19 protein-coding genes are annotated in these 21,963 nt (G+C 72.7%); 6 read left to right on the forward strand and 13 right to left on the reverse strand.

From position 1 onward, the window contains the following. Positions 1–127: 127 nt before the first annotated feature. The 3 genes from ABZT03_RS12705 to ABZT03_RS12715 all read left to right on the forward strand — a co-directional run bounded on the left by ABZT03_RS12705 (position 128) and on the right by ABZT03_RS12715 (position 3,058). Complete coding sequence (locus ABZT03_RS12705; RefSeq protein WP_356037493.1) at positions 128–1,483, forward strand: aspartate aminotransferase family protein; 1,356 nt, start codon at positions 128–130, stop codon at positions 1,481–1,483. A 103-nt stretch (positions 1,484–1,586) separates the two neighbouring features. Next, entirely contained in the window at positions 1,587–2,288 is a 702-nt protein-coding gene (locus ABZT03_RS12710) for a GntR family transcriptional regulator (RefSeq protein ID WP_356037496.1), read from the forward strand. Between the two features lie 119 nt (positions 2,289–2,407). After that, complete coding sequence (locus ABZT03_RS12715) at positions 2,408–3,058, forward strand: hypothetical protein (protein ID WP_356037499.1); 651 nt, start codon at positions 2,408–2,410, stop codon at positions 3,056–3,058. Between the two features lie 3 nt (positions 3,059–3,061). Here the strand turns inward: ABZT03_RS12715 and ABZT03_RS12720 are convergent, their stop codons facing one another. The 3 genes from ABZT03_RS12720 to ABZT03_RS12730 form a co-directional block, all read right to left on the reverse strand. After that, positions 3,062–3,352: a hypothetical protein gene (locus tag ABZT03_RS12720; RefSeq protein ID WP_356037502.1), complete on the reverse strand. Its 291-nt coding sequence runs from the start codon at positions 3,350–3,352 to the stop codon at positions 3,062–3,064. A gap of 132 nt (positions 3,353–3,484) precedes the next feature. Then, a complete protein-coding gene (locus tag ABZT03_RS12725) occupies positions 3,485–5,302 on the reverse strand; it encodes a 5'-nucleotidase C-terminal domain-containing protein (RefSeq protein WP_356037504.1) in 1,818 nt (605 codons plus the stop codon). A 175-nt stretch (positions 5,303–5,477) separates the two neighbouring features. Beyond that, a complete protein-coding gene (locus tag ABZT03_RS12730) occupies positions 5,478–6,761 on the reverse strand; it encodes an adenylosuccinate synthase (RefSeq protein ID WP_356037507.1) in 1,284 nt (427 codons plus the stop codon). A gap of 187 nt (positions 6,762–6,948) precedes the next feature. Here ABZT03_RS12730 and ABZT03_RS12735 point away from each other — a divergent pair, with 187 nt between their 5' ends. Next, positions 6,949–7,830 carry a diacylglycerol kinase family protein gene (locus ABZT03_RS12735; protein WP_356037510.1) on the forward strand — a complete coding sequence of 294 codons (882 nt, stop codon included), beginning with the start codon at positions 6,949–6,951 and terminating at the stop codon, positions 7,828–7,830. 368 nt (positions 7,831–8,198) lie between these two features. Here ABZT03_RS12735 and ABZT03_RS12740 read toward each other — a convergent pair whose 3' ends face one another. The 10 genes from ABZT03_RS12740 to ABZT03_RS12785 all read right to left on the reverse strand — a co-directional run bounded on the left by ABZT03_RS12740 (position 8,199) and on the right by ABZT03_RS12785 (position 19,616). Continuing rightward, complete coding sequence (locus ABZT03_RS12740) at positions 8,199–9,416, reverse strand: cytochrome P450 (RefSeq protein ID WP_356037514.1); 1,218 nt, start codon at positions 9,414–9,416, stop codon at positions 8,199–8,201. A gap of 48 nt (positions 9,417–9,464) precedes the next feature. Next, positions 9,465–10,130 carry a response regulator transcription factor gene (locus ABZT03_RS12745; RefSeq protein WP_356037517.1) on the reverse strand — a complete coding sequence of 222 codons (666 nt, stop codon included), beginning with the start codon at positions 10,128–10,130 and terminating at the stop codon, positions 9,465–9,467. Continuing rightward, the gene (locus ABZT03_RS12750) at positions 10,127–11,446 is read right to left on the reverse strand and encodes a histidine kinase (protein ID WP_356037619.1); all 1,320 of its coding nucleotides are present in this window, start codon (positions 11,444–11,446) and stop codon (positions 10,127–10,129) included. Before ABZT03_RS12750 ends, ABZT03_RS12745 begins: the two co-directional genes overlap by 4 nt. Before the next feature lie 129 nt (positions 11,447–11,575). Then, entirely contained in the window at positions 11,576–12,250 is a 675-nt protein-coding gene (locus ABZT03_RS12755) for a response regulator transcription factor (RefSeq protein ID WP_356037520.1), read from the reverse strand. Continuing rightward, a complete protein-coding gene (locus tag ABZT03_RS12760; protein WP_356037524.1) occupies positions 12,247–13,719 on the reverse strand; it encodes a sensor histidine kinase in 1,473 nt (490 codons plus the stop codon). Before ABZT03_RS12760 ends, ABZT03_RS12755 begins: the two co-directional genes overlap by 4 nt. Positions 13,720–13,893: 174 nt before the next feature. Further along, positions 13,894–15,120, reverse strand: a complete 1,227-nt coding sequence (locus ABZT03_RS12765) for an acyltransferase (protein WP_356037621.1) — start codon at positions 15,118–15,120, stop codon at positions 13,894–13,896. 121 nt (positions 15,121–15,241) lie between these two features. Then, complete coding sequence (locus tag ABZT03_RS12770; RefSeq protein ID WP_356037527.1) at positions 15,242–16,381, reverse strand: alpha/beta hydrolase; 1,140 nt, start codon at positions 16,379–16,381, stop codon at positions 15,242–15,244. Between the two features lie 152 nt (positions 16,382–16,533). Then, positions 16,534–17,418 carry an alpha/beta hydrolase gene (locus ABZT03_RS12775; RefSeq protein ID WP_356037529.1) on the reverse strand — a complete coding sequence of 295 codons (885 nt, stop codon included), beginning with the start codon at positions 17,416–17,418 and terminating at the stop codon, positions 16,534–16,536. Between the two features lie 157 nt (positions 17,419–17,575). Beyond that, the gene (gene kynU, locus ABZT03_RS12780; protein ID WP_356037531.1) at positions 17,576–18,778 is read right to left on the reverse strand and encodes a kynureninase; all 1,203 of its coding nucleotides are present in this window, start codon (positions 18,776–18,778) and stop codon (positions 17,576–17,578) included. Beyond that, positions 18,771–19,616, reverse strand: coding sequence for a tryptophan 2,3-dioxygenase family protein (locus tag ABZT03_RS12785; RefSeq protein WP_356037534.1), 846 nt, complete (start codon positions 19,614–19,616; stop codon positions 18,771–18,773). The genes kynU and ABZT03_RS12785 overlap by 8 nt, the downstream gene beginning before the upstream one ends. A gap of 487 nt (positions 19,617–20,103) precedes the next feature. Here ABZT03_RS12785 and ABZT03_RS12790 point away from each other — a divergent pair, with 487 nt between their 5' ends. Together ABZT03_RS12790 and ABZT03_RS12795 are read left to right on the forward strand one after the other, a co-directional pair. Then, positions 20,104–21,186, forward strand: coding sequence for a M23 family metallopeptidase (locus ABZT03_RS12790; RefSeq protein ID WP_356037537.1), 1,083 nt, complete (start codon positions 20,104–20,106; stop codon positions 21,184–21,186). Positions 21,187–21,493: 307 nt separating this feature from the next. Further along, on the forward strand, positions 21,494–21,913 hold the full coding sequence (locus tag ABZT03_RS12795) for a DUF3151 domain-containing protein (RefSeq protein ID WP_356037540.1): 420 nt from the start codon (positions 21,494–21,496) through the stop codon (positions 21,911–21,913). Positions 21,914–21,963 lie beyond the last annotated feature (50 nt).

A 21,963-nucleotide genomic window follows, 5' to 3' on the forward strand; every position in this document is an offset into this window, starting at 1 on the left:
TCAATCAGGAGGGCGGTGTGCCGCGCCCTCCCGGCACGCGGTGACGCGACAACCTGTCGCGGAAAGCCGCGGTCCGCAGACAGGACGCCGATACCGCTTCCGCATCGCGGACATCTACGCTCGCCGCATGACCCCTCAGCCCAACCCCCAGGCCGGAGCGGCCGTGAAGGCCGCGGACCGCGCGCACGTCTTCCACTCCTGGTCCGCGCAGGACCTCATCGACCCGCTCGCCGTGGCCGGCGCGGAGGGGTCCCGCTTCTGGGACTACGACGGCAAGCGCTACCTCGACTTCACCAGCGGGCTCGTCTACACGAACATCGGCTACCAGCACCCCAAGGTGGTCGCCGCGATCCAGGAACAGGCCGCGAAGCTGACCACCTTCGCGCCCGCGTTCGCCGTCGAGGCACGCTCGGAGGCGGCCCGGCTGATCGCCGAGCGGACCCCCGGCGACCTGGACAAGATCTTCTTCACCAACGGCGGCGCGGACGCGGTGGAGCACGCGCTGCGGATGGCCCGGCTGCACACCGGGCGGCCGAAGGCCCTCTCGGCGTACCGCTCGTACCACGGCGGCACGCAGCAGGCGGTCAACCTCACCGGGGACCCGCGGCGCTGGGCCTCCGACGGCGCCGCGGCCGGCGTGGTGCACTTCTGGGCGCCCTTCCTGTACCGCTCCCGCTTCTACGCGGAGACCGAGGAGCAGGAGTGCGCGCGGGCGCTGGAGCACCTGGAGACGACGATCGCCTTCGAGGGGCCGGCCACCATCGCGGCGATCGTCCTGGAGACCATCCCCGGCACCGCCGGGATCATGGTGCCGCCGCCCGGCTATCTCGCCGGGGTCCGCGAGATCTGCGACAAGTACGGCATCGTCTTCGTCCTGGACGAGGTCATGGCCGGGTTCGGGCGGACCGGCGAGTGGTTCGCGGCGGACCTGTTCGACGTCGTACCCGACCTGATGACGTTCGCGAAGGGCGTCAACTCCGGGTACGTCCCGCTGGGCGGGGTCGCCATCTCCGGGGCGATCGCGGAGACCTTCGGTAAGCGGCCGTACCCGGGCGGACTGACCTACTCCGGGCACCCGCTGGCCTGCGCGGCGGCCGTCGCGACGATCAACGTGATGGCCGAGGAGGGGGTCGTGGAGAACGCGGCACGGCTCGGCGCGCAGGTCCTGGAGCCGGAGCTGCGGGCGCTGGCCGAGCGGCACCCGAGCGTCGGCGAGGTGCGGGGCGTCGGCATGTTCTGGGCGCTGGAGCTGGTGAAGGACGGGGAGACGCGGGAGCCACTGGTCGCCTACAACGCGGCGGGCGAGGCGAACGCGCCGATGGCCGCCTTCGCGGCCGCCGCGAAGAAGCAGGGGGTGTGGCCGTTCGTGAACATGAACCGGACGCATGTCGTGCCGCCGTGCAATGTGAGCGAGGCCGAGCTGAAGGAGGGCCTGGCCGCGCTCGACGTGGCGCTTTCCGTCGCGGACGAGTACACCCGGTAGGTCCGCCGCCACACCGTCGCCGGTGAAATCGAACGCGTAAGGTGGCGTGCTCGTAGACATGTACGTGCACGCCATCCCGACGCGACGAGGTGACTCCCCGACCATGCCCGCCAGCAGCGGCAACGGCGCCGTGACGCGCAGCACCCTGCGACAGCAGATCGCCGACGCGCTCCGCGACGAGGTGTTGTCGGGACGGCTGCAGCCGGGCCAGGAGTTCACCGTCAAGGAGATCGCCGAGCAGTACGGGGTGTCCGCGACCCCGGTGCGCGAGGCGCTCGTCGACCTGTCCGCGCAAGGGCTGCTGGACGCCGACCAGCACCGCGGGTTCCGCGTCCGGGAGTACTCCGTGGCGGACTTCCGGGGCATGCTGGAGGCCCGCAGCCTGGTCACCGACGGCATGTTCGCCGCCCTGGCCGGCGGCAACGGCGCCTTCCAGTGGCAGGACGACCCCCGCACCGCCGCCGCCGTCGCCGGGGTGCGCCGGCGGGGCGAGGAGTCGCAGCGGGCCGCCGCGGCCGGCGACCTCACCGTCCTGATCGGCTACGACCTGCGCTTCTGGCGCGAGCTGAGCAGCCTGTTCGGCAACCCCTACCTCGTCGACTTCCTGCACCGGCTGCGGGTGCAGGGCTGGGTGTGCACGGTGCAGCACCTGCGCCGGCTGACCGACCTGCGCGGGGAGCTGTGGTCCGGCCACACCGAGCTGGTCGACGCGCTCGCGGTGCGGGATCTCACCGCCGCCCGCTCGATCCTCACCGCGTACAACGCCTACTCCCTCGCCCTGATCGAACGCCTCGCCGCCGGATGACCGCGGCGGGCTCGGGTATGGGACCTGCACGGGGGCAGCCGACGCGGGCCGCACCGACTACCCTTCCCTGACCACCATGTGACGACCACCGTGCGCTGCGAGTATCCGAGGAGCTCTCTTTGGCCTGTGACCTGTGGCTGGTGCCGCTCGTGGACGTGTTGTGCCACACCCCCGACAACCCCTTCGCCGACGAACTCGCGCAGTACAACAAGGTGCTCGCCGAAGCCGGGCTCCCGCCGGTGCCCGTGTACCAGTACATGCCGGGACTGTCCGGCGAGGTCGCCCCGGTGGCCGGCTTCGACTACGACGCGCTGCATTTCCTGCGCCGCGCCTACCTGCTCCAGGTGTGCGGGCTGCCCGTGACACCGGTGGACGAACTCGGCGGCGACTACGAGCAGTTGCTGGAGATGTTCGAGACGACGGCCCAGCAGTCGCACCTGGTCTGGCACTACGACCACGCGGGCGCGTACGTCCCGGTCGACTTCCCGCACCCGCTGTCCGACGACGACCTGCTGGCCGGCGGCGGACCGCTCGGCTCCTCCCAGACCCTGCTGCGGGAGCTGGAGGTCGTCGCCCCGGTCATCGGCATCGACCCGGCCAACCCCCCGGCCGCCCCGCAGCCGCCGCCGGGCCCGACGGAGCTGGAGGAACCGGCCGTCGCCGCCCCCTACGACCCCAGTCCCTTCGCCCGGGAGCGGCACGTCTGGCTGGGTCTGCACGCGGCGGCGACGCGAAGCCTGGCCCAGGGCTCGATGATCATCTTCAGTTGAGCGTCAGCGCAGCTGGGACAGGCCCTTCTGCACGTCCTCCATGTTCATCACCGGGGCGTAGGTGATCTTGGCGCCGAGGTGCTGGAAGAGCGGCTCGCTGATCGACGGCAGCTGGGAGCTGTCCTGCATGTCGAACACCAGGAAGGCGGCGCGGTGGCCGTCGTCGGTGGTGAAGTAGGCCGCTTCGGGCTTGACCTGCTCCACCGTCTCCTCGATCAGCTTCCCCAGGGTGCCGTTGCGGATGGCCTCGTTCGCCTTCTCCGTGTCCATGGATGCCTTGAGCAGTACGCGCATCGCAATCACCTTCTTCTGGCCGACACACGTGGGTGTGTGCTCTCAGAATAGGGGTAGATGCGGCATTTCTCCCGGCCAGGCCGGTCGGACCGGACCCGCGCCCGACCGGCCGACCGCCTGCCCGAACCCGGCCTAGAACACCGCCGTCCCGTCCTGGGTCAGCTTCCAGTTGGCGGCCGCGAAGTCCGCCGGGTTCAGTTCGCCCTTCGCCGTCACGTAGTCGATCATCAGCTGGCGGATCTCGTTCGTCGAGCTGTAGGCGATGTCCGCGGAGGCGATGTGCGGGTAGCCCGAACCGCCGTTGGCGCGGTAGTTGTTGACGGCGACGACGAAGACCTGGTCGTCGCTCACCGCCGCGCCGCCGTAGGTGAGGTTCCTGATCCTCGACCCCTCGGGCCGCGCGATGTCGATGTCGTAGGAGACACCGGCCGCCGTGTCGTACATGTAGTCCCAGAAGCTGTTGGCGTTGGTGAGGGTGGCGGTGTCCACGGCGGTGCCGGACGGCACCTGGTGGTAGTACCTCGCCGCGTACTCCAGGTAGTCCCGGAGCTGGGCGCCGGTCAGCTTCTTGCCGTACAGCGTGTTGTCGTAGATGTAGAGGCCGGCGATGTCCTTGATCGTGACGCTGCCCTCGGGGATGTCGGCCGTGCGGCTGAAGGGCGCGGCGACGGAGATCAGCGGGAGTGCCGCGTCGGCCGCGGACAGGCCCGCGGCGACCGCCTTCGTCTGGACCTCGTGGATGAAGTCCATGATCGGGACGTCCTTCCAGCAGGAGTCCGCGGCCGACAGGTCCTGCGTGCAGGTGCCCACGGCCGTGTTGACGTACTTCACGACGAGTTCGTGGTCGGCGGTCAGGAGCCGCACGATCTCGGGGTCCTCCTCGACCTTCGCGGGATCGAGCGTCTGCGCCTTCTTGCCGGTCACCTTCCACTGCCCGTGGCGCAGTTCGAGCTCGAAGTCGAAGACGGTCAGGCGGTAGCCCCAGCAGTACGGCTCGGACAGCAGGACGTCCTCGCCGGTCTGCTCGTTGCGCACGGTGTACGAGGGGACCTCGACGTGGGTGTGGCCGACCAGGATGGCGTCGATGCCGGGCACCTGCTCGGCGACGAGGTTGGAGGCGTTCTCGACGTAGGGCAGCGCGTCGCCGTAGGACGTGGATCCGTCGAGCCCCGAGTGGTCGGTCAGGAAGACGACGTCACAGCCCAGCGCGCGCAGCCGCGGCACGTACTTCCTGGCCTGCTCCACCAGTCCCGGGAACACCATCCGCCCGCTGACGTTGTCCTTGTCCCACAGCGCGATGCCGGGGTTGGTCAGGCCGAGGATGCCGACCTTGATGTCCGGGGCACCGGGGACACGGATCTTCTTGACGGTGTACGGCGGGAAGGCGGGCCGGAGGGTCGTGGCGTCCAGCGCGTTGGCGCCGAGCAGCGGGAAGTGGCACTGCCGCTCGAACCTCCGCAGCACCTCGATGCCGTAGTTGAACTCGTGGTTGCCGAGGGCGGCGGCGTCGTAGCGCATGTGGTTCATGGCGACGGCCATCGGGTGCCTGGGCCCCTTCTCGCCGTCGGCGCCGGTGATGGGGTCCACACGCGCGAAGTAGTAGGCGAGCGAGGTGCCCTGGATGATGTCGCCGGCGTCGACCAGCAGCACCCGGTCCTCGCCCTTCGCCGCCCGCTGCTGCTCGACGAGGGTGGCGACCCGCGCGACGCCGACGGAGTTGCCCTTGCCGTCGGAGTAGGCCGCGTCCCGGTAGTAGTCCCAGTCGAAGACGTGGCTGTGCAGGTCGGTGGTGCCGAGGACGGAGAACGACCAGGTCCTCGGGGCCTTGTCCGGCTTCCGCCCGGCGGCCTCGGCGGCGGGCGCGGCGGCCGTTCCCGCGACGGCCACGGCCGCGCCGGTGACGGCCGACTTCTTCACGAACTCCCGGCGGTTGAGCGGAGGGACGGGCATGGGGGACTCCTGAACGAGAGGTCGTCTGGGGTGCCGTGCGGGACTACACGCGTAGATGCTCGCGGCACCCCGGTTCCTCCCGGAACAAGGAGCAGCCCATGGGCCGGTCAAGGATGTCCATGACCGGCCCACGGGCTGGGATGTGCGGGGCTTGGCGGCCTCGCCGTCTCGTCGTCTACAGGAAGGAGTTGACCTGGATGGTCTCGGTCCGGCCCGGGCCCACGCCGATCGCGGAGATCGGCGCGCCCGACATCTCCTCCAGCGCCTTCACGTAGTCCTGCGCGTTCTTCGGGAGGTCGGCGAAGGTCTTGGCCTTCGTGATGTCCTCCGACCAGCCCGGCAGGTTCTCGTAGACGGGCTTCGCGTGGTGGAAGTCCGACTGCGAGTACGGGAGTTCCTCCACCCGCCGGCCGTCGATCTCGTAGGCCACGCAGACCGGGATCTGCTCCCAGCCGGTCAGGACGTCCAGCTTGGTGAGGAAGAAGTCCGTCAGGCCGTTGACCCGGGTCGCGTACCGCGCGATCACCGCGTCGAACCAGCCGCAGCGGCGGTCACGGCCGGTGGTCACGCCCCGCTCGCCGCCGATGCGGCGCAGCGCGTCGCCGTCCGCGTCGAACAGCTCCGTCGGGAAGGGCCCGGAGCCGACCCGGGTCGTGTACGCCTTCAGGATGCCGATGACCCGGCTGATCTTCGTCGGACCGACACCGGCGCCGGTGCAGGCACCGCCCGCGGTGGGGTTCGACGAGGTCACGAAGGGATACGTGCCGTGGTCGATGTCGAGCAGCGTGCCCTGGCCGCCCTCGAAGAGGACCACCTTGTCGTCGTCCAGCGCCTGGTTGAGGAGGAGGACCGTGTCCGCGACGTACGGCTTGAGGCGGTCCGCGTAGGACAGCAGCTCCTCGACGACCTGCTCGACGGCGATCGCGCGGCGGTTGTAGAGCTTGGTGAGCATCTGGTTCTTGACATCGAGGGCCGCCTCGACCTTCTGGGTCAGGATCGACTCGTCGTAGAGGTCCTGCACGCGGATGCCGACGCGGTTGATCTTGTCCGCGTAGGTCGGGCCGATGCCGCGCCCGGTGGTGCCGATCTTGCGCTTTCCGAGGAAGCGCTCCGTCACCTTGTCGACGGTGACGTTGTACGGCGTGATGATGTGAGCGTTTCCGCTGATCAGGAGCTTGGACGTGTCGACGCCACGCTCGTTCAGCCCGTTCAGCTCGGAGAACAGGACCGACGGGTCGACGACGACTCCGTTGCCGATGACCGGGGTGCACCCCGGGGACAGGATTCCGGAAGGGAGAAGGTGGAGGGCATACTTCTGGTCGCCCACGACTACTGTGTGGCCGGCGTTGTTACCGCCCTGATAACGCACCACGTAGTCGACCGACCCACCGAGCAGGTCGGTCGCCTTTCCCTTGCCTTCGTCACCCCACTGAGCACCGAGCAGCACAAGTGCGGGCACGCGCGTACACCCCTTCCGGGCGGGGCATGTCCAAGGCCAGGGGCGTACACGACACGACACGTGCCTCGTACACCGGCGACCTTCGTTGGTCGCGACCCGTCGGACCGGATGCCCCGGAATAGACGAAGCCCCTGGCGCAATAGCGCAAGGGGCTCTTGCACAAAGATGCTACCCGAGGAAGCGAGGCATGACCGAGGTGGCGACTTCCGACCAGCTGCTGGTGGTCATCGACCCGGTCGCCCGAAGGACGGACGGCGAGTCTGTACGGATCGCGAAAGACGTGCTCAGCGCGGGTGCGGCGACGAAAGTGTGCCTGCCGGAGGGGCCCGAGGAATTCGCCCGGGCACTCCAGCGAAGAGGGTCGCGCAGGCCCGTGGTGATCGGCGACGACCGGGCCCTGGTGCGGGCGGTGTCCGTGCTGCACCGGCAGCGGGAGCTGGCCGGATGTGCCCTGTCCCTGGTGCCGGTCGGCGGGATGCTGTCGCTGGCCCGCGCCCTCGGCGTGCCCACCGGCGCGGTGGCGGCGGCCCGGGCGGTCCTGGAGGGGTCCGAACGGCGCCTGGACCTGCTGGTCGACGACAGCGACGGGGTGGTGCTGGGGGCGCTGCGGATCCCGCCCCTGGTGGCGACGGTGGAGGAACCCGTGGCGGCCGACCCGTCCGGCGCGCTGTCGAACGCGGACCTCGGCCACGGTCACCCGGCCTGGATGCGCACCTGCCAGTCGCTCGTACGGACCCTGGTGGCGGCCCGGCCCGTGCGCTCCCCCGCGCCGCCGCAGCCGCCCGGGCCCGCCCGGCTGCGCGTGGAGGTCGACGGCGTCACCCTGGTCGACCTCGACCAGCCGGTCGAGGGCCTGTCGGTCGTCCCGGGCGGCCCCGGCCTCGCGGACGTCGAGGTCCACCCGCTGTCGGTCGGCGCGGAGGCCACCCCGCTGCTGGCGAGCGGCCGGCGCGTGACGGTGTCGGGAGCGGACTTCCGCTACCGCGCCGACGCGTTGGTGGCGGGCCCGGTCCGCACCCGGACGTGGGTGGTCCGAGAGGGAGCGTGGGGGCTCACGTTGCCGGGGTGAGGAAGGCTGACGTTGCCGGGGGGCCGGAAGGCTGACGCTGTCGGGGTGACGGAGGGGGCTGATGGTGCCGGGGTGACGGGGTGCCGGAGGGCTCACCTCGCCCGGGTGCCGGAGGGCTCAGCTCGCCGGGGTGCCGGAGGGCCGGGCGGTCACCCTGCCGGAGGGCTCACCTCGCCCGGGTGCCGGGGGCCGAGCGGTCACCCTGCCGGAGGGCTCACCTCGCCGGGGTGCCGGAGGGCTCAGCTCGCCGGTATGCCGGGGAGCTCGCCCTGCCCGGGTGCCGGGGCGGGCGTGTCGTGCGCCGGGCGGGAGGGCTGTCGTCCCGACGGCTCCGGGGCGCCGTCGCCCCGGCCGCCAGCGGGACGGGGTCAGAGCTCCACGGCGAGTCCCTCCAGTCCCCTGATCACGAAGTTCGGCTTCCGCTTCGGTTCCGCCGTCGGGGCGAGGGTCGGGGCCTTCTCCAGCAACGCCCGCATGGAGGCGGCCAGTTCGATCCGGGCCAGGGGCGCCCCGATGCAGTAGTGGATGCCCGCGCTGAAGGAGATGTGCGGGTTCTCGGCGCGGGCCAGGTCCAGCCGCCCGGGGTCCGCGAAGACCTCCGGGTCGTGGTTGGCGGAGCCGAAGAGCATCGCGATCTCCGCCCCCCGGGGGATCACCGTGCCGTCGACCTCGATCTCGTCCAGGACCCAGCGCTCGAAGAGCTGGAGCGGGGTGTCGTAGCGCATCAGCTCCTCGACGGCGGACGGGACCAGGGAGTGGTCGGCGCGCAGGGCCGCCAGCTGGTCCGGGTTGCGGAACAGCGCCCACCAGCCGTTGACCGTGGCGTTCACCGTGGCCTCGTGGCCGGCGTTCAGCAGCAGCACGCAGGTCGAGATCATCTCCTGCTCGGTCAGCCGCTCACCCTCGTCGTGCGCGGCGATCAGGCCCGAGATCAGGTCGTCGCCGGGTGCCTCGCGGCGCGCGGCGATCAGCTCCCGCAGGTAGTCCGAGAACTCGACCGACGCGCGCACCGCACGGTCGGCCGCCTCCCCGGACGGGTTCAGCTCGTACATCCCGCAGATGTCCGCCGACCAGGGGCGCAGCGGGGCCCGGTCGGACTCCGGGATGCCGAGCATCTCGGCGATCACCGCCACCGGCAGCGGTTCGGCGACGTCCGTCAGTAGATCGCCGCCGCCGGCCTCGACGAGCGCGTCCACCAGCTCCCCCGCCAGTCCGTGCACGTACGGCCGCAGCCGCTCCACCGTGCGCGGGGTGAACGCCTTCGACACCAGCCGCCGGATACGGGTGTGGTCCGGCGGCTCCAGGTCGAGCATCCCGTGGTCGTTGAGGACGTGGAACGGCTCGTGCTCCGGTGGCGGCGCCGTACGCCCGAACTCCTCGTGCGAGAAGCGGTGCCGGTAGGCGCGGCCCAGGCGCCGGTCGCGCAGCAGCGCCGAGACGTCCGCGTGGTGCGGCACCAGCCACTGACGCGTGGGCTCGTAGTACTGGACACGGCCCCGGGCGCGCAGGGCGGCGTAGGCGGGGTACGGGTCGGCGAGGAACGCCGGGTCCCACGGGTCGAACGCGAGGTCGGATACGGCTGCCATGCACGGACGCTACCCGGCGGTCCACCTTCGTGACCAGCAACGTCCCGCTCAGCCGGGCGTCACGAGCCGCGCCTCGTACGCGAACACCGCCGCCTGCGTGCGGTCCCGCAGCCCCAACTTCACCAGGACGCGGCTGACGTGCGTCTTGATCGTCGACTCGGCGACGACCAGCCGCCCGGCGATCTCCGCGTTCGACAGGCCCTGCGCGATCAGGACCAGCACCTCCGTCTCCCGGTCGGTCAGATCGCCGTACGCGGCCTGCGCGGACGGCATCAGGCGCGGGGTGCCGGACAGCTTCGAGAACTCCGTGATCAGCCGCCTGGTCACCGACGGCGCGAGGAGCGCCTCGCCGGACGCCACCACCCGCACCCCGTCGGCGAGCTGGCGCGCGGAGGCGTCCTTGAGGAGGAAGCCGGAGGCTCCCGCCCGCAGTGCCTGGTACACGTACTCGTCGAGGTCGAAGGTGGTGAGCACCAGCACCTTCGCGGAGCCGTCCGCGGCGACGATCTCCCGGGTCGCCTCGATGCCGTTCAGCTCCGGCATCCGGATGTCCATCAGCACCACGTCCGGGGCCAGTTCACGGACCCGCTGGACCGCCTCCCGCCCGTTGACGGCCTCGCCGACGACCTCGATGTCCGGCATCGCGTTCAGCAGGACCGAGAATCCCTCGCGCACCATCATCTGGTCGTCCGCGATCAGCACGCGGATCGTCATGCGTCGCCCTCGTTCACCGTCGCGACCGGCAGGAACACCGTCACCTCGTAGCCTCCGTCGGGCGCCGGGCCCGCCGTCATCTCGCCGTTCAGCATGGAGACCCGCTCCCGCATGCCGGTGATGCCGTGCCCGGCCCCGGGGGAGGGCTTCACCAGCGTCGGCTCGGGCATCGGCCCGTTGACTATGCGCAGGCCTAGGCCGCCGAGGACGTACCCGATCTCGACCCGGGCGCCGGCCCCGGGCGCGTGCCGCAGCGCGTTGCTGAGGGCCTCCTGCACGATGCGGTAGGCCGACAGCTCGACGCCCTGCGGCAGTTCGCGCACCGCGCCGGTGACCGTCTTCTCCACGTCGAGCCCCGCGTCGCGCACGTTGGCGAGCAGCGCGTCCAGGTCGGCGAGGGTGGGCTGCGGGGCGTCCGGTGCCTCGTAGTCCTCGGCGCGGACGACCCCCAGGACCCGGCGCAGCTCGGTCAGGGCCGCCACCGCGTTCTCCCGGATGGTGACGAAGGCCCGTTCCAGCTCCGGCGGCGGGTTCTCCACCCGGTAGGGGGCGGCCTCCGCCTGGATGGCGACGACGGACATGTGGTGGGCCACCACGTCGTGCAGCTCGCGGGCGATGGTGGTGCGCTCCTCCAGGAGGGTGCGCCGGGACCGCTCGTGCTCGGTCACCGTCTGCTGGGCGGTCACCTCCTGCGCGGCGTCCCGGCGGATGTGCCGGAGCGTGACCGCGAGCAGCAGGAACGCGGAGACCACCAGCATCGGCGCGGTGTTGGAGAAGTAGCGGTCCGCGCCGAAGACGAGCTCGCTGGTGATGCCGTAGCCGGCGGTCAGGGCCCACATCCAGGCCGCCGCACGGGGCCGTGTCCGCAGCGCCACGACGGTGAGCACCACCAGGTGGCAGACGAAGGCGCCGGCCGGCCAGGGCCACTCGCCCCAGCTGTCGCCGAACAGGGCGATGACCGGGGCGGCGGCCAGCGAGAGCCAGAAGGCGCCGACGGGACGCAGCAGCGTCAGCAGGACCGGCCCCAGCGCGAACAGGGCGCTCAGGAGGCCGAGGTCGTGGACGGCCGTGTCGGCGATGGCCGCCGAGATCAGTCCCGCCGCGGCCACCACGCCGTGCGGGAACCACACGGCGTACTGGCGTGCTCGCGGGGACAGCCGCCGGGTGAGCGGCCCGTCCCCGCGCAGGGGTGGCAGCGGGTCGTAGGCGAAGGCGTGGTGGAACAGGTCCTGCCGCAGTCCGCGCAGGGCGTCCGCCGCCATCCGGAACTCCGGACTGCGCGGTCTGCCGCTGTCCCCCGGCCGCGGGGTGGGCATCTGGGTCGTCTCGGTCACGTAGCAAACGGTAGGCGCGGCCGGGCCAGTGGTCGTCACCAGTGAGAAGGGTCCTTCGGGGTCCGCCTCAGGTACTACGGGGCGGTACGAACGATCTGCCGGGCGGCGGGCTCAGTACCCGGCGGGCCGCACCAGACCCGACTCGTACGCGAACACCGCCGCCTGCGTACGGTCGCGCAGGCCGAGTTTCACCAGGATGCGGCCCACATGGGTCTTCACGGTCTGCTCGGCCACGACGAGGCGACCGGCGATCTCCGCGTTCGACAGCCCCTGCGCGATGAGGGTGAGGACCTCCGTCTCGCGTTCGGTCAGGTCCCCCGCGCGTTCCCTGAGCGGGGAGCGCGGCCGACCGTCCAGCCGGGAGAACTCGGCGATCAGGCGGCGGGTGATGCCCGGCGCGAGCAGGGCGTCGCCGGCCGCCACCACCCGTACCGCCTCGGCCAGTTGGTCCGCGGAGGCGTCCTTCAGCAGAAACCCGGACGCACCGGCGCGCAACGCCTCGTACACGTACTCGTCGAGGTCGAAGGTGGTGAGCACCAGCACCTTGATGCCGGGCCGCTCGCCGGTGATGCGGCGGGTGGCCTCGATGCCGCCGAGTTCGGGCATGCGGATGTCCATGAGGACGACGTCCGGGGTGAGTTCGGCGACCTGGACGACGGCGTCCATCCCGTCGACCGCCTGACCGATCACCTCGATGTCCGGCTTGGTGTTGAGCAGCACGGTGAAGCCCTGCCGGACCATCTGCTGGTCGTCGGCGATGAGTACGCGGATGGTGCCGCTCGTCATGGGGTCTCTCCTGTCGGGGATCCGGAGGGGGCGGCGGACGGGTCGGAGGCGCGGGCCGGGGTGCCGGTCCCGCCCGGTGTGCCGGGCGCGCTGCCGGCTTCGCCCGGTGTGCCGGGCGCGGTGCCGGCTTCGCCCGGTGTGCCGGGCGCGGTGCCGGCTTCGCCGTCCCTGGGCAGGTACGCCGAGATCGCGAAGCCTCCGTGCGCGGTCCTGCTCGCGGTGACGTGACCGCCGAGCATCGCCGCCCGCTCCCGCATGCCCAGCAGGCCGTGCCCGGCGCCCGGAGAGGGCGGAACGGGGTGCCGCGGGCGGGAGTTGACGACGTCGAGGTACAGCCCGCGAGGGAAGTGGTGGATGTCGACGCGCACGCTGGAACCCGGCGCGTGCCGCAGCGCGTTGCTCAGCGCCTCCTGGATGATCCGGTACGCCGACAGCTCGACGCCCGGCGGGTACGGCGGCGCCTCCCCCTCGACGCCCGCGGTGACCGTCAGTCCGGCGGCACGGGTGTTCTCGATCAGGGCGTCGAGACGGTCGAGGGTGGGCTGCGGGGCGTCCGGGGCCGCTCCGCCGCCGGGTCCGCCGAGCCCGTACGGGTCGTCGGGGTTCTCGGAGCGCAGGACCCCGAGGACGCGGCGCAGTTCGGCGAGCGCCTCGACGGCGTTGTGCCGGATGCCGGCGAGGTTCTCCCTCAGCTCCTCGGAGGGGCTCTCGGCGAGATGGACGGCGACCTGGGCCTGGATGGAGATCACCGACATGTGGTGCGCGACCACGTCGTGCAGTTCGCGCGCGATCCGGCTGCGCTCCTCCAGCAGGGTGCGCCGGGCCCGCTCCTCCGCCGTGATCGTCTCCTGCTCGACCAGCCGGGTACGGGCCTCGCGGCGGCCGTGCAGGGCGGTGCCGAGCACCACGGCCACCGCCGACAGGCAGACCGTGAGCACCCCGGTGGGCTCGTAGTGCTCCGCGCCCCACACGCCTTCGAGGAGGTAGGTGACCAGCGCCGTCAGGGCCAGCACCTCGACGGCGACCCGGGGGCGCACCCGCAGGGCGACCAGCAGCAGCACGAGCAGGTGCGCGACGATGCCGGACACGGTCCACGGCCAGGTGAACGCCTCCGCCCGCACCGCGCCCAGCCGGCCGTGCACCGCGAGGGCGCCCACCACCGCGGCCGTCGTCGACAGCCACCAGGCCGGGATCGGCCGCCGCAGGGCGAGCACCACGGAGCCGGCCTGGGCGCCGGCGATCAGCAACGCCGCCCGGAAGTCGAGCGCCCCGCCGTCGCCCAGCTCCGCCACGCCGCCGAGCGCGACCCCGAACGCGGTCAGGCACAGCAGCCCGTGCGGCAGCCAGCGCAGCCACAGGGACGCGGGCAGCGGATCCGCCCGCACGGTCCACAGGTCCTCGCGCAGCACCGACAGCCGGTGCGCCGCACCGGCTGTCGGTGCTGGACGATGGCCCCCCGGTTGCGTCACACGGCCCACCCTAGTGCCGTGGCTGGAAGGGTTTGCCGGGAAGCTCGCGGCGTCCGGTGCGGTGCATCGCGAGGCGGAGCATCGCCCGCGTACTGGATGTACTCGGGTGATGCGACAACGCGGCGAAGTGCCGTGCCGGGCGTCGCGAGCCGGTGAACCCTTCCGGTCACGGCACTAGACACGACGTGCCCCCCGCGACCTCGCGCCGTCGGGATCACGCCGTACCCGGACCACCCGCGAACCGCCCTGCCCCGCGCGGGGGTTCGCGCGGGCCCAGCGCCCGCGCCCGCCCTGCTCGTGATGGCGGAAGGCCGCCCGGCACACCGCGAGGGCCAGGGCGAAGACCGGGAGCCAGGCCAGCCGGGCGGCGACCCAGCCGAGGTCGTCGGGGCGGGTGTGCAGGCCCGGGAGACGACCGGCGAGGAGACCTGTGGCCGTGGTCGCCATCAGGGCCGTCTGGTGCCAGAGGAAGAGCGTCATCGCGGAGAGGTTGACCAGCGCCACCGCCGCCCAGGCCGACGGCCGGCGCAGCGCGTGACGCAGCCGGTCGCGGAGCAGCAGGGCCAGGCCGCACTGGGCCAGACCGAAGGTGACGGCGGCCAGCGTCGGCGGGTCGAGGTTGGAGACCGCGGCGCCCGGGACGCCGACCATGGACGCCGGATAGCCGGCCAGGGCGACCAGTGCCGCCGTCGCCGCCGTACCGCCGGTCAGCAGGGTCCAGGCCGCGCGGCGGCGGTCCAGCTCACCGCGGGTCCAGGCCGCGCCGAGGGTGTAGGGCACCGTCCAGCCCGCCGCCACATTGACCCAGCCGAGCCAGGCCGGGCCGCCGAGGCCGAAACGCAGTAGGTCCACATGGAGGACGACGGCCAGCGGCCACAGCGGGTTGAGCCGGGACAGCAGCGGAGTGGCGGCCGTCAGCGCGGCGAAGACGACGAGGAACCACAGGGGGGACAGGGCGAGCTTCACCAGCGTGCGGACCGTTCCGAAGTCCGCGCCCGCGAGCAGCAGGGCCCCCGCGGTCACCGTCCACAGCGTCAGGACGGCCGCCACCGGCCTGAACAGCCTGGACAGCCGGGCCGCGAGCCAGTGCCGGTACGCCGTGCCGCGGCTGCGGCTGCGGCTGCGCGCCGAGGCCAGACCACGGGTCGCCACATGGCCGCCGACCAGGAAGAACACGGCGAGCGGCTGGAAGACCCAGGAGACGGGCGCCAGCCAGGGCATGTGCTGCAGGGGGCTCGCCGTGCGCAGTGTCCCGCCGTCCGCGACCAGCGCGGTCACCAGCCAGTGCCCGAGGATCACACCGAGGATCGCGAACGCGCGCAGGGCGTCGACGGCACGGTCCCGCTCCACGGGGGTGGCCGCGTCGATCCGGCCGGCCTGCTGCCGCACGGCCTGGCGCAGGGCCCGCCCGGCCTGGCGCAGGCCCCGCACGGTGCCGCGCGGGGTGTCCCGCGGGGCGGGGGCCGAGGTCAGGGTGGGGGTGGTGGGCGGGGTGGCTGCTCGTGCGGGGTGCCGGTCGGTCTCACGCACGGTCCGCCTCCGGGGTCTCGCCGAGGACGATCCGGGTCAGGTTGGCCAGGGAGAGCGAGCCGGGGGCGAAGTAGTCGCTGTGGCCGCCGTCCCCTGCCGCGAAGACCCGGGCGCCGAAGGCCCGTGACAGCGGGTCCCTGCCGAAGCCGACGGTGGTTCCGAAGAGGTCGGTCCTGACGTGCGGTACGCCGGACACCCAGTCGTCGGCGCCGCGGGCGGCCCAGATCCGGGCGGGGCTGTGCAGGGCCGCCGCGGAGTCGACTCCGGTGCCCGGGCTGCCGATGAGGGCGATGTCGTCGACGGCCAGGCCCGGGGCGGCGCGGCCGCAGACGACCGAGCCGTAGGAGTGGCACAGCAGCGAGACATGGGCCCTCCGGCCGGTGACGGCATCCAACTCTCGTACGAGAGAACGCAGTTGAGGAGCGGCCTGCTCCGCGCGACCCGTCGTGAGGACCGTGGCGCTGATCGTGCCGGGCGTCCGGTAGCCGAGCCAGGCCACGACAGCGGTGCGGGTGCCGGCCGGGGCCCGGCCGGTGAGCTGCCGCCGCAGGGCGACGGCTCCGGCGCGGAAGCGGCCGTAGGTGTCGAGGCTCGTGTCGGAGCCCGGGACCAGGACGGCGACACGGTCCGCGCGGGCCAGGTCGCCGAAGACCTCGGTCGCCCGGCCGGGGCCCCGCCCGTCGAAGGCGAGGAGGCGGCGTGCCGGGCCGGCCATGGACCGCTCCACCGCGGCGCGGCCGGTGTCGCCGTGCGCGGCGGCCATCCGGGACGCCGAGGCGGCGTCGGCCCGGTTGGCGGCGTAGGCGGCGTCCAGTGTGGCCGCCGTGAGCGGTGCGAGGAGGGCGGGAGCGGGCGCGGGGATCTCCGGCCGGGCGGCGGCGGACAGCGGGGCCACGACGGCGCCGGTGACGAGGGCGGCGAGGAGCGCCCGGCGCCGGCGGCCCGCGCGACGCCGGGGCGACCGTCCCCCCGGCCGCCTCCCCGCCCCCGGGCCGCCGTCCCCCGCGCTCGCGCCCGCACCGACCGCCGTACGGCCCCCGCGTGTCCCGGTGACCGCGCTCGCCGCCGTCCCGTCCCCCGCACCCCGGCCTGCTCGCGCGGCCCGCGCCGTCTCCCCCGCTGCGAACCCCATGGTTGTCCTCCCTCCCCGTCCGCCCGGTCATCGGGCTTCCACGGTGGGGAAGTTACGGATCGCAGGCCGTCACCCGCGTCCCGCCAGGGAGCTCACCCGCGCGGTAGCTCTCAGGTACTACGGGTATGACGGGGGCAACTCAACGGCCTTGCTCACCAAGCAAGTTGGGCGATCTCCTCCACCACCACCGCGCAGGCGTCCGCGGCCGGGTCGATCAGCGGGAAGTGGCCGACGTCCGCCAGCAGGGTCAGGCCGACCACCTCGCCGGCCTTCGCCGCCGCGTCCGCGTACGCCTCGGCGACCGCCTCCGGGACGACCACGTCCGCGCGTCCCTGGACGAGGGTGGTCGCGATGCCCGTGGGGAGCAGCAGCGAGGGGTCCGCGTACGGCCGCCGTACGGCGAACTCTTCCTGACCACCGAGGAGTTGGTGGGCGGCGCCACCGCAGACGTCCAGTTTGCCGGCGACCTCGAAGTCGGCGATGGGGGCGAGGGCGACCACCGCGCGCAGCGGGGCCGGGCGGTCGGTGCGCCAGGGCGCGTCCGGTGGGAGCACATGCCGGGCCGCCGCCCACAGGGCCAGGTGACCGCCCGCCGAGTGGCCCACGACCACCATGCGGCGCGGGTCGGCCTGCGGGAGGTGCTGCCGTACCAGCGCGGGCAGCGCGTCCAGCGCGGCGGCCACGTCGTCGAAGGTGTCCGGCCAGCGGCCCGCGACCGGGGCGTCCCGCGCCGGGCCGTCGCCGCCGCGCCGGTACTCGACGTTGGCGACGGCGAAGCCCCGGCGGGCCAGGAAACCGGCGAACGGCGTGATGTGCAGGCGGTCGTAGGGGGCGCGCCAGGCGCCGCCGTGCAGCAGCACCACCACCGGGGTGGCGAGGGCACCCGGCCCCGCCGTGCCACGCGGGGCGTAGAAGTCGATCACCTGATCAGGATGGTCGCCGTACGCGGCGCTGACGTCGGGCTCGACGGCGGGATGCGAGAAGGCCGACTCCTCCTCTGCGGCTGCCGCGGCGGCACGGGCGTCGTCGTCCGACATGCTCCAACCTCTCAGGGGCGTAACGGAATTGGCGGACCAGGAGGGAGATCGGCCGTTGGCGGGGACGGTATCAGCCCCGTGACGTGCGCCGACACGCGGATGTCACGCACGGTGAGGACCGACCGGCCCCATCCCCGCCCACGGCAAGCCCCAGGGCCTAGGCCAGCACCCCGCCCAGCACCCGGGCCGCCCGCTCCACGTCGCGGAAGCCGACGTACAGCGGGGTGAAGCCGAAGCGCAGGACGTCGGGGCGGCGGTAGTCGCCGACCACGCCCTGTTCGACGAGGTGCCGCATGACGTCGCCCGCGTCCGCGCACCGCAGCGCGACCTGGCTGCCGCGCTCCTCGTGGGCCGGCGGTGTCAGTGACTCCACCCGCCCCTCGGGGACGTGGCGCCCGACACATTCGAGGAAGAAGTCCGTCAGGGCGAGCGACTTGGCGCGTACGGCCTCGATCGTGACGCCGTCCCACACGTCGAGGGCGGCCTCCAGGGCGAGCATCGACAGGATGTCCGGGGTGCCCACCCGGCCGCGCACCGCGCCCGCCGCCGGTTCGTAGTCGGACCGCATGCCGAAGGGCTCGGCGTGGGAGTTCCAGCCGGGCAGCGGCGAGTCGAAGCGGTCCTGCAGTTCACGCCGGACGTACAGGTACGCGGGTGAACCCGGGCCGCCGTTCAGGTACTTGTAGGTGCAGCCGACGGCCAGGTCGACCCCGTGTTCGTCGAGTCCCACCGGCAGGGCGCCCGCGCTGTGGCACAGGTCCCAGACGGCGACGGCGCCCACCGCGTGCACGGCGGCGGTCAGCGAGGGCAGGTCGTGGAGCCGGCCCGAGCGGTAGTCGACGTGGTTCAGCAGGACCGCGGCCGTCCGCTCGCCCAGCACCGCCGGCACCTGCGCCGGTGTCACCGGACGCAGGGTGCAGCCGGTCATCAGGGCCGCCGACTCGGCCATGTAGCCGTCCGTGGGGAACGTCGTCGCGTCGACCACGATCTCGTCCCGGGCGGCGTCCGTGAGCCGCGCGAGCCGGACGGCGCCGACAAGTGCCTTGAAGACGTTGACACTTGTCGAGTCGCCCACGACGATCTGCCCGGGCGCCGCGCCGACCAGCGGCGCGATCCGGTCGCCGATCCGCTCGGGCGCCGTCCACCAGCCGCTCTCGTCCCAGGACCGGATGCGGAGCGAACCCCACTGCCGGCGGACGACGTCGTCCAGGTGCCCGGGGACGGAGGCGGGCAGCGCGCCCAGCGAGTTGCCGTCCAGGTAGACGGTGTCGTCGAGAACGAACCGGGCGCGCAGGGCGGCCAGTTCGTCCCCCGCGTCCAGCTTCTCCGCGCTGCGGGCGAGGTCGGCCGTCTCAGACATGGGACCTCGCCGTCCACAGCTCCGGGAAGACGTTCTTCCGCGCCCGCTTCTCCAGCCAGGCCACGCCGGCCGAGCCGCCCGTGCCGGCCTTCGCGCCCATCGCGCGGCGGGTGGCGACCAGGTGGTCGTTGCGCCAGCGCCACACCAGCTCGGCCACGTCGGTCAGCGCCTCGCCGAGGCGGGCGATCTCGTCGCCCTCGTCACCCGAGTACACGGCCGTCCAGACCGCCTCGACCTCTTCCGAGGGCTCGTAGCGCCCCGCGACGTCACGCGTGAGGACCTCCTGCGGGACGGCGTGGCCGCGCCGGGCCAGCAGCGCCAGCACCTCGTCGTAGAGGCTCGGCTCGTGCAGGGCCTTCTCCAGCTCGGCGTGCACGCGGGGCGCGCCGCGGTGCGGGACCAGCATGGACGCGGACTTGTCGCCGAGCAGGAACTCCATCCGGCGGTACATCGCCGACTGGAAGCCGGAGCCCTCGCCGAGCGCGGACCGGTAGGAGTTGAACTGGGCCGGCGTGAGCTGTCCGAGCGGCTTCCAGGAGGCGGTCAGCGCCTCCAGCTCCCGAACGGACCGCTTCAGCGCGTCGATCGCGACCGGCACCCGGTCCTCCCGCAGCGCCTGCGCCGCGGTCTCCCACTCGTGCACGATCACGGTGAACCACAGCTCCATGACCTGGGTCGTGACCAGGAAGACCATCTCTCCGGGATCGTCGGAGAGGGTGTGCTGGAGGTGGGTGAGCACGTCCGCCTTGACGTAGTCCTCGTACGGCGTCGTGCCGGCGAAGTCGAGATGCGGGGTCTCGGGCTCCGAAGCCTCGTGGGGCTGAGCCTGGTGGGACATCGCTGTCTCCCTGTACCTGTACTCCGGGTAGCGGTCCGCCCCTGCCGTCATCGACACGGGGGCCCCGGTCCCCACGGGCATCCTGCGCAATCGTCCCCCGAAAACGCAAGGCCCGCCCGGTCACACTCGCACCGGGCGGGCCCTCTCGACCGACGACGCCGCGGCGAGGCGCGGCGCCGGGGCCCACGAGCCCGGGCTGATCCGCGCAGCGCTCGTACGCCTCCTGCTCGGTGGGCTGCGGGGCGGGACAGGGCGCGCAGGAAACCGACGGTTCGGCTCGTGCTTGCCGGGGATCGGTGAAAGATGTACCCGACAGCGGGAGGGGATCACGGTATGACCGAGCAGGACTGGCTTGACACCCTCGCGGCCCAGGAAGGGACGCATTCTGACGCCTGAGTCGCAGCATGCCCCGCAGCCGGCCGAGGCACGCGCCCTGCGAGGCTTCCTCACGGCGGATCCGGATGACTGGCCTCGCCTTGCGCCGAGGGTGACGAAGGAGGTCGGCACGGACACTCTTCAGCGGATCGTCCGTGCCACGCTCACCCGCATCGGGGAACTCGACACGGTCACGGACAGCCCCGACGGGCTGATCGTGTCCGGCAGCCAGGGCAAGGTGCGCGCCTGGGCCCAGGTGGCTCCCGGCGGCGAACTCAGTGCCCTGCGCATCGAAGGCGCTCGCTACACGCCGCCCCGGCGCCGCCTGCGCCTGCCCGCGCCGGTGACGTGGGCGACGTGTCTGATTCTGGTCACCGTCTGGAACATCCTGACCGTATGGACAGCCGCCGACCGCGCCGCCTGGCTCGGCGACATGGCCACCCTCGCAGCCTTCTACGTGATCGTCGAAGGCTGCGGCGCACCTGCGCGACAGCCCCGCCTGTTGCGCCGTACGGTTGAGGCCGGTGCCGGCGCGGCCCTCGCCTCGGCGTGGCGGCTCCCCGGCCTGCCGAACGGCCACGGTGCGCTGCACCTCGCCGGTGGCCCCGCACTCCTCGCCGGATCCCTGTGGCTGGTCGTCGCCGCGCGCCGTCATCGCTGGCGCGCACCTCTGTCTCGACCCCTGCGATTCCCGCTGGTGGGCACGTGGTACGTCGTCCAGGGCGGCGGCCGCATGCTCAACCACCACGCCCAGGTACCGGAACAGCGCGGCGCCCTCGACCTGGTCGCCCTCGGCACCCTCGGCTCCCGCATACGACAAGGCCGTGACCTGGGCGCATACGCCGCCTACGGCTGCCCCGTCCACTCCCCCTGCGACGGCCGCGTCGTCTCCGCCGCCAACACGGTCCAGGACCAGAAACCCGGCGAGATCCGCTACCAACCGCCCTACGGAAACCACGTGTTCCTCGACACCGGCCGCGAGATCATCAAACTCGCACACCTGCGCCACGGCTCGGTGACCGTGACGCGGGGCGACACCGTCCACGCAGGACAACTCCTCGGCGAGGTCGGGAACTCCGGCAACACCACCGAACCCCACCTGCACATCCACGCCGAACGCGACGGAATCGGCCTGGACCTGGAGTTCACCGGCATCCCCCAACGGCTGTATCGGGGGCGGGCGATCCGCACCTGACGCACCACGAGCCCGAGACACCACGGGAGGGCACCTCACCCTCGGGTGGCACTGCGCGGGAGGTCGAGGACGGGCCCGGCCACGAATGAAGCGGCCCCTGCCCGGTGCAGGGCATGCTCCCGGCGCGCGCAGACCCGCGATCCGCAGCTCCAGGTCCTCGGTGAGCGCGATGTGGCGCGCGGCCGACAGAGCTTCCCCTGCCATGCCTGCTTGCACTCGGCCGGCCTCGTCGTCCTGACTGATCCGGGTGTGGATGCCTACCTGTACGGCCCCGGAGCCCCCCGGCCGCAGGTGGCAGACTGCATCCATGACGACTCACAAGAACCTGCTCGGCGGCCCGGAGCCGACGTACCTGCCGGAGAACGAAGAGGCGTACCGCCTGCTGGGTGAGGAATCCCAGCCCCCGGTCGAGGTCGCGGCGAAGCACCCCACGTTCTCGCTCGCCTGGGCCATGCTCGCCGATGACGCCTTCGAGGCGGGGCGAGTGGTCGAGTCGTACGCGTACGCGCGCACCGGCTACCACCGCGGACTGGACCAGCTCCGCCGGGCCGGCTGGAAGGGGCATGGACCCATTCCCTGGGACCACCAGGCCAATCGCGGGTTCCTGCGCTGCCTCGCTGCCCTCGCCCGGGCCGCCAGGACGATCAACGAGAAGGACGAGGCGGAGCGTTGCGGCCAGTTCCTTCAGGACAGCAGCGCCGAGGCGTACGCCGAGCTGAAGCGGTAGCGGTCGCAGCGGTTCGAAGAAACGTGCCGCCGCTCCTCGAGGAGCGGCGG

The sequence above is a fragment of the Streptomyces sp. NPDC005574 genome, from assembly GCF_040605435.1.
GTDB lineage: Bacteria > Actinomycetota > Actinomycetes > Streptomycetales > Streptomycetaceae > Streptomyces.